Source organism: Sporosarcina sp. SAFN-010 (assembly GCF_059415065.1).
Window position 1 is genome coordinate 34,226 of the sequence record NZ_JBPFDS010000020.1, and the last position, 12,626, is coordinate 46,851.

Consider the following 12,626-nt stretch of genomic DNA (forward strand, 5'->3'; position numbering starts at 1 on the left):
TTATTTTGTTAACTCAATTATTCGAACGTTTAGATGAATTATATCCTGAACAAGTCTCGATTCGCCGCGAGTTACATCAACATCCGGAACTTTCGAACGAAGAGGTGGAAACACCGAAAATGATCGCAGAATACCTTCGGAAACTCGGTATCGATGTGCGCGAAGGAGTCGGCGGTCGTGGTGTGGTTGGAACGTTAGTTGGCGGAAAACCAGGTAGAACGATAGCGTTACGTGCTGATTTTGATGCATTGCCAATCCAAGATGAAAAAGAAGTGGCGTACAAATCGAAGGTTCCTGGCGTGATGCATGCGTGTGGACATGATTTACATACGGCGTCGTTACTCGGTGTTGCGAAGGTGCTGTCTGAAGTACGGGAACAAATCCCGGGTACAGTGATTTTTGTTCATCAGTTCGCAGAAGAAACGACACCAGGTGGAGCGGATTTAATGGTCAAAGATGGCTGTTTGGATGGCGTTGACGTCATTTACGGCGCACATGTCATGTCGACTGAACCTGTTGGCACGGTGCAAGTGATGGAAGGATATTCGTCTTCAGCGCAAGATGATTTCACCATTGAAGTGATCGGAAAAGGCGGTCATGGTGCGTCTCCCCATGAAACAGTTGACGCACTTGTTACAGCAAGTCAGCTCGTCGTCAATTTGCAGCAAATTGTAAGTCGTCGAGTTAGTCCGCAACAAGCAGCTGCCGTGACAGTCGGTTCGTTGCATAGTGGCGAAGGCCATAATGTTATTCCGAACCAAGCAATCATTAAAGGAACCGTCCGAACGTATAACGAAGAAGTCCGTGAAATGATTGAAGGCGCGTTGAAGCAAATCGTGAAATCGACGTGTGAAGCTGCTGGTGCAGAGTATAAGTTAGAATATATTAGTGACTGCCCTTCGATTTGGAACGATCCTGAAGAGACCGCACTAGTGAAAGACGTCGCAACGAAGATTTTTGGTGATGAAAAAGTGAGTTACGGTCCACCGATGATGGGCAGCGAAGACTTTGCCTACTATCAGAAAGCAGTGAAAGGGTCATTCTTCATTGCTGGTGGAAGAAATCCTGAAATTCAAGCTGTCTATCCACATCATCACCCTATGTTCGATGTAGATGAACGTTCAATGGAATATATCGGTAAGACGTTCATTGGTCTAGTATTTGAAGACGTGTTGAATGAACAATCATAAGTGAACGCCATAAAAGCTCGTACCCTTGTCAATGAAAGGGGTACGAGCTTTTTGTCTGCGGGGTGCAGCGTTAAAAAAGGATTTCGACTAAACCAATCGCGATGAGCAATCCACCTGCAATGCCAGCTGGATACTTGCCAATCCACGTACGCGCAAGAAGTGATCCGAATCGATGGCTTGCGCCAATTGTGATGAATGAAAAGAAACCAACCGAGGAAATCGTGCCAAGCATGGAGCTGCCACTAACGCCCATTCCGAATCCCGCCGCCAAACAATTTGCCGACAACAAAAAGCCAAGTGGGAGCGCTTCGCGAATGGAAATAATCCGGTCACCGTCAATATCCGCGACAGTGGGATTTTCAAATGGATTCGGTTGTACAGGTTTTGGCTGGAGCAACATCCAAATACCGATACTACTTAGCAACAACCCACCTATGAGATCAGCAGTCCAGACTGAAATATAGGTCGACAACCTGTCACCCGTGACCATTGCAAAATACGTAATAATCATCGACACGAGCGCAATGGTGACATTCGATCGAAGGGGGATCTTCGTTTTTTGAATCCCATAAGCCAATCCAATCCCTAAATTATCTAAGTTGGCAGCGATGCCAAGGAAAAGTATCATAATCCACTGCATAGTCCTTGCCTCCTCGGTGTACCCTGCAGTATATGCAGCTTGGCTTGCGAGGAAGGGGCGTCTGCATTAGATGGCGGGGCAATTCTTATGGTTGAATTGTGTCTCGTTGCCGATAAATTTGCTCATGATGCCGATTGTTCGCATGATAATGCCGATTCCAGTCTCCATGTTGCCGATTCTCCCCGTCAAAGTTCCGATAAGTGTCGACATCTTTCCGATTCAACTTCCCAGCGGGATAGTCCATCTCTCAATAAGCGAAGCGATGCCAATTAATCCCTTAAAACAGGGTGAGTTGTGTGCGGTTATCGAGAAATTCTGCTAAGTGTCGGAGAAATGCTCGTGAGTGAACGAGAAACTCACTTGAGTGAAGGAGAAATCCCTCGCAATGTCGGACAACCGCCGAGATGTGTCGGACAAAGCTAGAGCTACTTCTCCCAGCGGGATAGCCCATCCCTCAACAAGCGAAGCGCTACCAATTAGTCCCTTAATGCACTTGAATTGTGTGCGTTTATCGAGAAATTCCGCTAAGTGTCGGAGAAATGTTTGTGAGTGATTGAGAAACTCAGTTGAGTGAAGGAGAAATCCCTCGCAATGTCGGACAACCGCCAAGATGTGTCGGAGAACTCACAAACGGCCCAATTTAATTGATTACTCAAAAAATCTGCGCACTAGTTACGGAAAACCATTGCCCCAACCAAACCTACTATGCTATTCTATAAATGTGTAATCGGTTACACATGGAAATGAAATTCCTGTCTACTACTACTTGAAAACAGGTGATGAATTGAAGAAACGTATTGTCGTTGTCGGCAGTTTAAATATGGATATTATTATTTCAACAGATCGTTTACCCGAAATTGGAGAAACAATTTTAGGCAATGAAGTTAACTACCTTCCCGGTGGCAAAGGAGCCAATCAAGCCGTCAGCATTGCACGCCTAGGTGGCGATGTGACGATGATTGGGGCAGTTGGCCAAGACGAATTCGGCAAAAGCCTATTAGAACAAATGGATCAAAACCAAGTGAACACCGCGTTCATCGACCAAGTCGAAGACGTCAAAACTGGCATCGCGGACATTTTTCACGTCAATCATGATAACTGTATCGTTGTTGTCCCTGGTGCCAACTTCACATTGACTCCAGAGAAAATCACTCCAGAAATGGAGCAACTAATCGCTCAATCGGACGTGTTGTTAACGCAACTCGAAATCCCCCTTGAAACGGTTCAGAAAGTTTTAGAAATCGCCAATAAACATAATGTCAAAACAATCCTGAACCCAGCACCTGCACAAACACTACCAGCAGAATTGCTGCAACTCGTCGATTATTTGACACCGAATGAAACGGAATTTGCGTTACTTGCTGAGCATACTTTCACAACAAATGACGAACTCGCAAAACTCATGGAAGAGTGGGAAGCTACGTATAACCAAACTCTAATCGTCACACTCGGCGATCAGGGAAGTGCGTATCTAAAAGAAGGCAAACTTGTCATCACACCCGCTGAAAAAGTGGAAGTCGTCGATACGACAGGTGCTGGTGATTCATTCAACGGAGCTCTTGCATTAGGTATTGCGGAAGAAAAGTCGCTTCCTGAAATGATCGCATTTGCAACAAAAGTGGCTGCTCGTGCCGTAACAAAATTCGGTGCGCAAGACGGTATGCCACACGTCGCTGACTTGGATTAATTCACACTAAAAGGAGACGATACGATGGAAACGATTTCTGTCCAATGGATCGAAGAACGCCTCGACGGGTATCTCCGAGACACTTATAAACACCTACACATGCACCCAGAATTGAGTAAAGAAGAAACGAATACTCAAATCTTCATTCAACAAGAATTGGATCGCATCGGTATTACACACAGAGCGATGGCGAAAACAGGCGTATGTGCGGAAATTACTGGAGCGAAACCTGGAAAGACAATTTTAATGCGTTGTGACATCGATGCATTACCAATTGAAGAAGATACAGCACTTGACTATAGCTCGAAAAATAAAGGTGTCATGCATGCGTGTGGACACGATGCCCACACAACAATCGGTCTTGCCATTTTAACAATCCTCAAAGAGCGCAAAGACGAGTGGAACGGAACGGTTAAAATCATGTTCCAACCAACGGAAGAAGCGCAACCGGGTGGGGCGCAACCGATGATCGATGAGGGAATTCTCGAGAATCCTAAAGTCGACGCGGCGATTTGTTTACATACGAATCCATTCCTTGAGCCGGGCGTCTTCGAGATGAAACCAGGATACATGCTTGCGAACACGGATCGCGTGTACATTACGCTAATTGGTAAAGGCGGGCACGCTGCAGCACCACAACAAGGAATTGACGCAATTGCGATGGCAGGTCAATTTGTTACAGGTGTGCAAAATATCGTGTCACGTCAAACATCTCCGCTCGATAACGGGGTCATCACGTTCGGAACAATTAACGGGGGTACGACTTCGAATGTACTTTGCGGTCGCGTAGAAATCTCGGGAACAGTTCGTACCATTAAAACCGAAACTCAAGATAAAATCGCATCCCAACTTGAAGTGTTGCTCCGTTCTATCACAGAATTCTGGGGTGGATCGTATGAATACAACTACAGCAAAGGTTATCCAGCGAGCTGGAATGATACTGAACTGACGGATGTATTAACGAAATCGGTCACTTCAACATTTGGAGAACAGTCTGTCGTTGTTAACGAACACCCATATATGAGTGGCGACGATTTCTCGGTTGTCGCAAGTGAAGTACCGTCCGTCTTCATGTATTGGGGAACGGGTTCATCCGAAAAAGAGAACTTCCCTTGGCATAACGCAAAGTATCATGTGAATTTAGATGCGTTGAAATATGGCGTGGCGACAGGCTTACATTGCATTACAGAATTACTAGAATCGGAAAAGGTGGGACAAGCATGAAAAAAGTGATCATTGACGTAGATACTGGAATTGACGACGCAATCGGGATTTTGCTTGCAGAAAAAAGTGGAATGGCGGACATCCTCGGCATTACGACGGTGAACGGGAATACCTCTCTACAGCAAGCGACTATTAACACACGTAAAGTGACGACACTCCTAGGCCGCGATGACTTGAAAGTGGTCCAAGGTGCAAATCGTCCACTATTGCGCGAACCGTTCTTTGAAGTGAGTGTACACGGAAACGACGGAATCGGTGGCGCGTTAAAAGACATGGAAGTGGAAATCCGCGATGAAGGTTTTGCACCGGATTTCATCATCGAACAAGCCAAGAAATATCCAGGTGAAATCACTGTGATTTTGCTTGCACCACTGACAAACATGGCCCTGGCACTTCGTAAAGAGCCACGTCTAAAAGAATGGTTGAAAGAACTTGTCCTCATGGGCGGAGCTGTCGACCATCCAGGTAATATCACAGCAACTGCAGAGTACAACATTTACATCGATCCAGAAGCTGCGAAAATCGTCTTCCACTCTGGAATTCCGATTACGTTAGTTGGACTTGATGTGACAGCGGGGACATTGCTGACGAAAAAAGACGTCGAAGCGATTCAACCAGGGCCTGCACGTGACTTCGTTGAGGAGTCTACAGTTCATTACATGAATCACTACCTTAAGAGAAACGGTAAGGAAGCGTGCTCGATGCATGACCCATTAGCGGTTGGCGTTGCGCTTGATCGTACATTAGTGAAAACTGAGAAATACTTCGTGGATGTTGAAACGAAGAGTGAACTATGTGATGGACAAACGGTTTGTGACTTCAAAAATTATTACAAAAAGGAACCGAATGTGGACGTTTGTTTAGAGGTGGATGAAGCGCGATTCATCCAAACACTTGTCGATACATTGAGTAAGTAACAGCTTATTGGAGTCTGACATTGGTTTGTCAGACTTTTTTCATTCAATTTTTCAACAGAAAGCAGGAGGTTCTATGTCGCGTTTATCCGCACCCGCCTTTTCAGTTGCTGGCGTTCAGTGGCTCTTTTTTATGGTTGTCAATACAGTGGTCGTCCCGCTTTCAATCGGTACCGCATTTGGTCTGACAGAAGCGGAAACAGCTGGACTAATCCGTACCTCATTCGTCACGATAGGTGTGATGAGTCTATTACAAGCGATGATTGGTCACCGTTATCCGCTACTCGAAGGTCATGGTGGAATTTGGTGGGGACTTGTCTTAAGCTTGTGTGCGTCTGCTCCTGCAATGGGACTCAGCTACGTAGAACTAGGCGGAAGTTTGGCAGTCGGGATGCTACTTGCAGGCGTAGTGACAATCCTTCTTGGAGCAATTGGATTTATAGAAATATTACAGAAAATATTTAATCCCGTAGTTCTAGTGATTTACTTGTTCCTGCTGTCTGTCCAGCTCATCTTGTACTTCTTTAAAGGGATGATGGGAATTGGAGAGGGTGGTGCCATCAATTTACCTGTCGCCGCTCTGTCGGGTGTAATCGTCATGGTGGTGCTTGTCATGTCGCTGAAAGGAAAGGGAAGCATCGCCAATTTTTCGATACTTTTCGGAATGCTAGGCGGATGGATCGCGTACGTGTTGCTCTTTGGGAGTGAATCCCCATCGACTAGTGGCGGTGTGATTTTTCAACTGCTACCACTTGGTGGATTAAAACTGCATGTCGGAATTGTCGTCACTGCTTTCATCGCAGGGCTCATTAACATGGCAAACTCCCTTGTCGCGATTTCGACAGTGGAGGAACTGTATGACAACAAAACGTCAACTGGTCGTTACAAAGCTTCTTATTATGTGACAGGAGCGGGTACGATTGTTGCTGGTTTGTTTGGATTAATTCCACTAGGTCCTTATTCGTCCTCTATCGGATTTTTGCAAAGTACAAAGATTCTGCAGAAAGGGCCATTCATCCTCGGAAGTATCCTGTTTGTCGTTCTCGGACTCGTGCCTGCACTCGGTGGCTTTTTCTCTACGATGCCTGCACCAATAGGGGACGCGGTATTGTTTGTCGCATACCTACAGCTATTCAGTACGGCAATAAGGAATATCCGTAAGCTCCAGATCGAAACGGTCTCGCTATATAGGCTTACAATTCCAATGTTAGTTGGCCTTAGTCTATTAAATGCGCCGCCTGAAACGTTCAGTTCGTTTCCGGTCATGCTGCAACCGCTGATCAGTAACGGCTTGCTAGTCGGTGTATTACTGTCCGTCATCATGGAATTCATAGCCCGGAACAAGAAAAAGGAGCTCTCCGTTTAATGGGGAGCTCCTTTTTCATGTCAGTTCATTGTTGATTGTTTGGCATGGAGAGTAACTGGAAAAACCTGATCGGTCATGATGTCACTTTCTTTTCTGATCAATCCAATCAAGGAGTCCATTGCTGTTTTACCTAGTTTGTAAATAGGCTGTGCAATTGTCGAAAGCTCTGGATTCAACATCTCCAGTCCAATTCCGTCAAATCCGATCACTTTCACGTCTTGAGGTACCTTATGGTCAGTTTCTTGCAACGCTTTCAGCGCTCCAGCCGCCATTAAATCATTACTGGCAAACACTCCATCTAAATTCGGATGTAGCGCAAGTAAGTCCATCATGGCTGTGTAGCCGCCTTTTACCGTGAAATCGCTATAGCCGATTAAGCTAGGTGTGAACCAATCTGTTCCTCTGCAAGCATGCTCAAAGCCTGCGGTCCGATCACGCGAAGAAGTGATCGATAATGGGCCGCAAATGTGGGCGATCTTTGAGCATCCCCGTTCCAATAAATGCTGGACTGCCAGTTCGCCACCTTGTCGATTTTCAACGGTGAGCGAGACGATGGAATCGCTGGAGAAAACGTTATCCATGAGGACTACAGGGATGGATTGTTTCTGCAAGCCTGTTAAGTGCTCGGGCTTGATCGTATAGGAAGAAATGATGATCCCATCGACTTGCTTCTGGATGAGGGTATCAATGTATTTTTGTTCTTTAGCGGAGTCGTTATCCGTATTACATAACATGACGGTGTAACCATATTCGTTTGCCGCATCTTCAATTGAACGGGCAAGTTCAGGGAAGAAAGGATTTAGAATATCAGGAACCATCAACCCAATCGTAGCGGTTTTCATGCCTGCGAGACTTCTCGCGATATTATTCGGACGGTAGTTAAGCTTTTCAATAACTTCAGCGATAGTCTCTGCTGCTTCTTTGCTGACATAACCATTCTTGTTTAAATAGCGAGAAACGGTTGCTACAGAAACACCTGCTAATTTGCTGACATCTTTAATTGTGGGCATCTGATTCTCTCCTATTATGTGAACGTTTACATAAATATACCAATAATTGCGAAACAGTTCAAGGTGCGTTAAATAGTATGTCACAATTTGTTATTGACGCTCCTAATGAACCTGTGGTAAATTATATGAAACCGATTACACACCGTATCACAATCCATTTATAAGAGGAGACACTAATGAATATCCTAACTGGCTTACTTGGATGCCTCGTCATCCTTTTCGTTGCTTTTTTGCTCTCAGACAACAAACGCAAAATCAATTACCGCGTTGTAGTAATTGGGGTTGCCATGCAAATCTTCTTTGGTTATCTCGTTCTGAAATCTTCCGGAGGACGAGCAGTAATTGAAAAGTTTTCTGGCGGTATCCAAAATGTTATCCATTATGGAAACGAAGGACTCGCTTTCGTATTTGGAAGTCTAGCGGATTCATCAGCTCCTACGGGGTTCATCTTCGGGATCCGGGTTGCAGTTATGGCGATTTTCGTCACTGCGCTTATCTCTCTTTTGTACCACTTCGGCATCATGCAATTCTTCGTCCGAATCGTAGGTGGAGGATTGGCGAAAATTCTAGGCACAAGTAAGCCGGAATCGCTTACCGCAGCCTCTAATATCTTCTTGGGACTTCAAGAAGCTCCGGTTATTATTAAGCCATACATTAAAACACTAACACGTTCAGAATTGTTCGCAGTTATGGTTGGTGGACTAGCTTCGGTTGCGGGAGGAACAATGCTTGCATATGCAGCACTTGGAATCCCGATTAACTACTTGCTATCTGCAAGTTTCATGGCAGCTCCAGCAGGACTCGTGTTCGCGAAAATTTTAATTCCTGAAACGGAAGTTCCTAAAAACGTAGTTGACGACGAGCCGAAAGAGTTGATCGGCGAAGGCGGAGTGAAGCCGGGCGCAATCGACGCAGTCACAAAGGGTGCAGCTGAAGGTTTGAAAATGGCGGGACTTATTATCGCTATGCTCATCGCGTTCATCTCACTTCTTGCAATGGCTAACGGAATTCTTGGAGGCATCGGTGGCTGGTTCGGATATCCGAACATTTCACTTCAGCAAATCTTCGGTTACATATTCTCACCACTTGCGTTCGCAATGGGTGTTCCTTGGTCAGAAGCGTTGACTGCAGGTAACTTGCTCGGTCAAAAAGTGATCTTGAACGAGATGGTTGCGTTCACATCATTCCAACCAATGATTGAAGCGTTGTCGGATAAAACCGTCGCAATTCTCACGTTCTCTTTATGTGGTTTTGCCAACATCGGATCGCTCGGAATTCTGATCGCTAGCATGACAGCATTTGCTGAAAACCAACGTGCAGTTGTTGCGAAACTCGGCTTCAAAGCAGTAATCGCAGGTACGCTCGCAAACCTTATGAGCGGTACAATCGCTGGTATGTTTATGTAAATGAATTATGAAAAAGCACTCGCAGCCGCGAGTGCTTTTTTGTGTTGAATTGTGCCTCGATGCCGATTAATTCATCCATCTTGCCGATTCTTTCCTCGTAAGTGCCGATTCAAGCCATGAACTTGCCGATACTTCGCTCGATAATGCCGATAATCCACTCCATATTGCCGATTCGGTAAAGGCAGCGTGCATAGCCCTACTAAAAGAAGCGAAGCACTACCAATTAGTCCCTTAAAGCAGTTGAATTGTGCCTCGATGCCGATTAATTCACCCATCTTGCCGATACTTTGCTCGTAAGTGCCGATTCAAGCCGTGAACTTGCCGATACTTCGCTCGATAATGCCGATAATCCACTACATCTTGCCGATTCGGTAAAGCCAGCGTGCATAGCCCTACTAAAAGAAGCGAAGCACTACCAATTAGTCTCTTAAAGCAGTTGAATTGTGCCTCGATGCCGATTAATTCATCCATCTTGCCGATTCTTTCCTCGTAAGTGCCGATTCAAGCCATGACTCTGCCGATACTTGGCTCGATAATGCCGATAATCCACTCCATATTGCCGATTCCGTAAAGTCAGCGTGCACAAGCTCATCCCTCAACGCGCGAAGCGGCACCAATCAATTACTTAACTCACTTGAACTATGCCTTATGATGAAAAATGTAACTACTCTGCATAAATGAATATCAGCCTATTGACGCAAGTAACGAAAGGTGTAATAATACACTTAATGATCCGACTTGGAAGGTGAGCATTCAATGAATTTGGTGAGATCGTTAATTATATTAGTCCCATTGGGGATCATTACGTTTTTTGCCGTAGTAATTGCTATGCTGCAAGGAGATTTTCATTATATCCCACTGATCATCGTCATACCGACAATATTGTTTTTGTTAGCGACGCTACTAATTTACAATTTTTTTAAAACAAAACGGAGAATTGTCATATTTAGTATTTTGACAGGTGCGTCCCTCATTGTGTCCGCGATTTTTCCAATATTTAAAGCGTTCAATTAATCCATTCCAATAGTGGAAAAGTAATGATGCAATAAAAAACTCCAACAACGATAAAAATTTCATTTTAAAGGAGAAAATTCAGTGGCGGCTTTATTATCAGCAATGCTTCTTGTTGTACTCGTAGTTCTAACTTTTATTGCCTTCATCATTGCGATGATGAATGGAACGGCCTATCCCATTCCTTTTATTATTGTATTCCCGACAGTTGTATATTTGGCTGTCTCCTTATCCTTATACAAATACTTCACGACGCGAAAGAGGATCTTCACCTTCATCGGAATTGCCAGTATTGCGCTGGCGATTACAGGATACGTTCCACTTCGGGAAGCATACACTGAAAGCATTCCGACAGTGAACGAAGAAGTAAATTCGACGTTTTACCAGCCATTTAGAGAGGATTCTAAACTTGCTCAACTTGGAACAGCTGCATCGTTGAAACTTCAAGAGTCTTTGCCGAAACTGGATGGGGAGACTTGGCTATATCCCATGTATGCAGCTTTTGTCGAAGCTGTTTATCCTGAAGGGGACTATCCTTCGTATATGAAAGATGGTCTCGTAATGGGGGATGGTGGAGGCTATTCGTTTACGCATTTGATCGAAGGTAAGGCGGATATGATTTTTACTACTGCACCTACGAAATGGCACTTTAACAAAGCAAAAAAAGCAGGGCTTGAACTGACAGTGACGCCTATTGGCAAAGAAGCATTCGTATTTTTTGTGAATGAGAAAAATCCGGTGCAGAACTTGACGACTCAGCAAATCCGAGAAATCTATGCAGGGACTACCGAAAACTGGGATGAAGTAGGTGGAAAGGACATGCCGATCATCGCATATCAGCGGAAAGAGAGCAGTAGGGGACAGAAGGCGTTAGAACAATTTATGGATGGCACACCGCTCACGAAGCCCGCGACCGAGGACGAGTTTAGAGATGGGTACGGAAACGTTCAGCAGCGTGCAGAGTACCGAAATTATAAAAATGCAATTGGATTTTCACATCGATTCACAACGTTAGAATTAGTGGAAAAGCATAAAATCAAGCTGCTGAATATAGATGGTGTGGCACCCACAAACGACTCGATCCGCTCAGGTGAATATCCGCTAGTACGTGAGTTTTATGTCGTTACAGCAGGCACGGATAATCCAAAAGTACAGCAGTTCATCGACTGGATCGTATCAGAAGAAGGGCAACAGTTAATAGAGAAATCCGGCTATGTTTCGCTACGAAAAGGGAACTAAGGAACGAAACCCGATGGCCCGCACAATGTCAATGTGCCTTTTGAGTATCTTGAAAAACGATTATGAACCTGTCAAAAAAGGAGTTGCTATCCAATGAAAAAGTCAACGCTCATACTCTCCCTTCTATTATTTGCAAGCACCGTATCTGTCTTGTATTTGGCCGTCGACCGCTATACTACCCGCGCGCAATCGCCTAACTTTGAGGACCAAGTGATTTTAGGGGAAATGACCATGATGGTGCTGGGGAACAAACAGTATCAGGACATTGCATCCAAGGAAACTGTCTACGCCATCAAACAGGGGGTAAACCGATTTAATGGAGTGGACCCGACATCCATGGATAACTATGAAGTGATTGTCGTAACCAAAAAGCAATCCTATATATTTAAATGTGTGGATCGAGCTTGTACGGATGTATCCAATAAAAGTTGGAATTATTCCAGATACATAGAGAATGATTCAGTATTGCCATTAGACATAGATGAATGATGTAGAAAAAACAAAACTATTTCATCGAAACGTTTCGTTTTTCATTGTCTGAACTAGAAATCATCTTGCCATAACTGGGGAAAATCTACACGTTCCTTACTTTTCAATAAGCCATTAAACTCATAAAAGACCGTCTTTCCTCTAGTAATGGGGAGAGACGGTCTATTTCTTTTAGGATGTCAGCCTCCATTTTGGCACCCTATATCACAGGCTTTCTTGCAGACAATACAGGCAGTCTCGCGTCTGGATTCTATCTTGCTGCGATTCTGCTAGTCGTCGGATTCATAGCTAGCTTCTTCTTGGATGAAAGCAACCGTCCGAACGTGGCGGATGAAGAGCCAGTAAAGGCTTAATCTAAAAACCCTGTCTACGCCTAGACTGACATAGTGATTTGAGACAACTATAAAACACCTTGATTAGGCTGCTTTAACACTGTAATTTAAAGGTGTT

The 12,626-nt window shown here is 44.7% G+C and carries 13 protein-coding genes and 1 pseudogene; 9 read left to right on the forward strand and 5 right to left on the reverse strand.

The genetic code is table 11. The features are described from left to right. Window positions 1–5: 5 nt before the first annotated feature. The gene (locus tag ACR65F_RS16585) at window positions 6–1,190 is read left to right on the forward strand and encodes an amidohydrolase (RefSeq protein WP_440505089.1); all 1,185 of its coding nucleotides are present in this window, start codon (window positions 6–8) and stop codon (window positions 1,188–1,190) included. A 70-nt stretch (window positions 1,191–1,260) separates the two neighbouring features. Here the strand turns inward: ACR65F_RS16585 and ACR65F_RS16590 are convergent. Together ACR65F_RS16590 and ACR65F_RS16595 are read right to left on the reverse strand one after the other, a co-directional pair. Next, a pseudogene (locus ACR65F_RS16590) lies at window positions 1,261–1,836 on the reverse strand (manganese efflux pump); the annotation flags it as partial. A 60-nt stretch (window positions 1,837–1,896) separates the two neighbouring features. Continuing rightward, on the reverse strand, window positions 1,897–2,040 hold the full coding sequence (locus tag ACR65F_RS16595) for a hypothetical protein (RefSeq protein WP_440505090.1): 144 nt from the start codon (window positions 2,038–2,040) through the stop codon (window positions 1,897–1,899). Window positions 2,041–2,614: 574 nt separating this feature from the next. Between ACR65F_RS16595 and rbsK the strand changes: the two genes are divergently transcribed. The 4 genes from rbsK (at window position 2,615) to ACR65F_RS16615 (ending at window position 7,021) form a co-directional block, all read left to right on the forward strand. Beyond that, window positions 2,615–3,517 (forward strand): ribokinase, encoded by a 903-nt coding sequence (rbsK, locus tag ACR65F_RS16600; protein ID WP_440505091.1) that lies wholly within the window; start codon window positions 2,615–2,617, stop codon window positions 3,515–3,517. Window positions 3,518–3,541: 24 nt separating this feature from the next. Further along, complete coding sequence (locus tag ACR65F_RS16605) at window positions 3,542–4,741, forward strand: M20 metallopeptidase family protein (RefSeq protein ID WP_440505092.1); 1,200 nt, start codon at window positions 3,542–3,544, stop codon at window positions 4,739–4,741. Next, window positions 4,738–5,658 (forward strand): nucleoside hydrolase, encoded by a 921-nt coding sequence (locus ACR65F_RS16610; RefSeq protein WP_440505093.1) that lies wholly within the window; start codon window positions 4,738–4,740, stop codon window positions 5,656–5,658. The genes ACR65F_RS16605 and ACR65F_RS16610 overlap by 4 nt, the downstream gene beginning before the upstream one ends. A 73-nt stretch (window positions 5,659–5,731) precedes the next feature. Then, a complete protein-coding gene (locus tag ACR65F_RS16615; protein ID WP_440505094.1) occupies window positions 5,732–7,021 on the forward strand; it encodes a uracil/xanthine transporter in 1,290 nt (429 codons plus the stop codon). Window positions 7,022–7,041: 20 nt separating this feature from the next. Here ACR65F_RS16615 and ACR65F_RS16620 read toward each other — a convergent pair whose 3' ends face one another. Beyond that, window positions 7,042–8,115, reverse strand: coding sequence for a LacI family DNA-binding transcriptional regulator (locus ACR65F_RS16620; RefSeq protein ID WP_495160522.1), 1,074 nt, complete (start codon window positions 8,113–8,115; stop codon window positions 7,042–7,044). 92 nt (window positions 8,116–8,207) lie between these two features. Here ACR65F_RS16620 and ACR65F_RS16625 point away from each other — a divergent pair, with 92 nt between their 5' ends. Beyond that, window positions 8,208–9,437, forward strand: coding sequence for a NupC/NupG family nucleoside CNT transporter (locus ACR65F_RS16625; protein ID WP_440505096.1), 1,230 nt, complete (start codon window positions 8,208–8,210; stop codon window positions 9,435–9,437). 71 nt (window positions 9,438–9,508) lie between these two features. Here the strand turns inward: ACR65F_RS16625 and ACR65F_RS16630 are convergent, their stop codons facing one another. Continuing rightward, entirely contained in the window at window positions 9,509–9,712 is a 204-nt protein-coding gene (locus ACR65F_RS16630; RefSeq protein WP_440505097.1) for a hypothetical protein, read from the reverse strand. Next, the gene (locus ACR65F_RS16635; protein WP_440505098.1) at window positions 9,705–9,908 is read right to left on the reverse strand and encodes a hypothetical protein; all 204 of its coding nucleotides are present in this window, start codon (window positions 9,906–9,908) and stop codon (window positions 9,705–9,707) included. Before ACR65F_RS16635 ends, ACR65F_RS16630 begins: the two co-directional genes overlap by 8 nt. A gap of 624 nt (window positions 9,909–10,532) precedes the next feature. On the opposite strand from ACR65F_RS16635, the gene ACR65F_RS16640 reads away from it, so the two are divergent. The 3 genes from ACR65F_RS16640 to ACR65F_RS16650 all read left to right on the forward strand — a co-directional run bounded on the left by ACR65F_RS16640 (window position 10,533) and on the right by ACR65F_RS16650 (window position 12,529). Then, the gene (locus ACR65F_RS16640; protein WP_440505099.1) at window positions 10,533–11,687 is read left to right on the forward strand and encodes a substrate-binding domain-containing protein; all 1,155 of its coding nucleotides are present in this window, start codon (window positions 10,533–10,535) and stop codon (window positions 11,685–11,687) included. Window positions 11,688–11,780: 93 nt separating this feature from the next. After that, a complete protein-coding gene (locus ACR65F_RS16645) occupies window positions 11,781–12,176 on the forward strand; it encodes a hypothetical protein (protein WP_440505100.1) in 396 nt (131 codons plus the stop codon). A gap of 191 nt (window positions 12,177–12,367) precedes the next feature. Continuing rightward, a complete protein-coding gene (locus ACR65F_RS16650; protein ID WP_440505101.1) occupies window positions 12,368–12,529 on the forward strand; it encodes a hypothetical protein in 162 nt (53 codons plus the stop codon). Window positions 12,530–12,626 lie beyond the last annotated feature (97 nt).

Coding starts and splice junctions, on each gene's coding strand:
- ACR65F_RS16635 (WP_440505098.1), bottom strand. CDS start 9,908: ATGGATGAATTAATCGGCATCGAGGCACAATTCAACTGCTTTAAGAGA.
- ACR65F_RS16625 (WP_440505096.1), top strand. CDS start 8,208: ATGAATATCCTAACTGGCTTACTTGGATGCCTCGTCATCCTTTTCGTT.
- ACR65F_RS16645 (WP_440505100.1), top strand. CDS start 11,781: ATGAAAAAGTCAACGCTCATACTCTCCCTTCTATTATTTGCAAGCACC.
- ACR65F_RS16610 (WP_440505093.1), top strand. CDS start 4,738: ATGAAAAAAGTGATCATTGACGTAGATACTGGAATTGACGACGCAATC.
- ACR65F_RS16595 (WP_440505090.1), bottom strand. CDS start 2,040: ATGTCGACACTTATCGGAACTTTGACGGGGAGAATCGGCAACATGGAG.
- ACR65F_RS16615 (WP_440505094.1), top strand. CDS start 5,732: ATGTCGCGTTTATCCGCACCCGCCTTTTCAGTTGCTGGCGTTCAGTGG.
- ACR65F_RS16630 (WP_440505097.1), bottom strand. CDS start 9,712: ATGGGTGAATTAATCGGCATCGAGGCACAATTCAACTGCTTTAAGGGA.
- ACR65F_RS16605 (WP_440505092.1), top strand. CDS start 3,542: ATGGAAACGATTTCTGTCCAATGGATCGAAGAACGCCTCGACGGGTAT.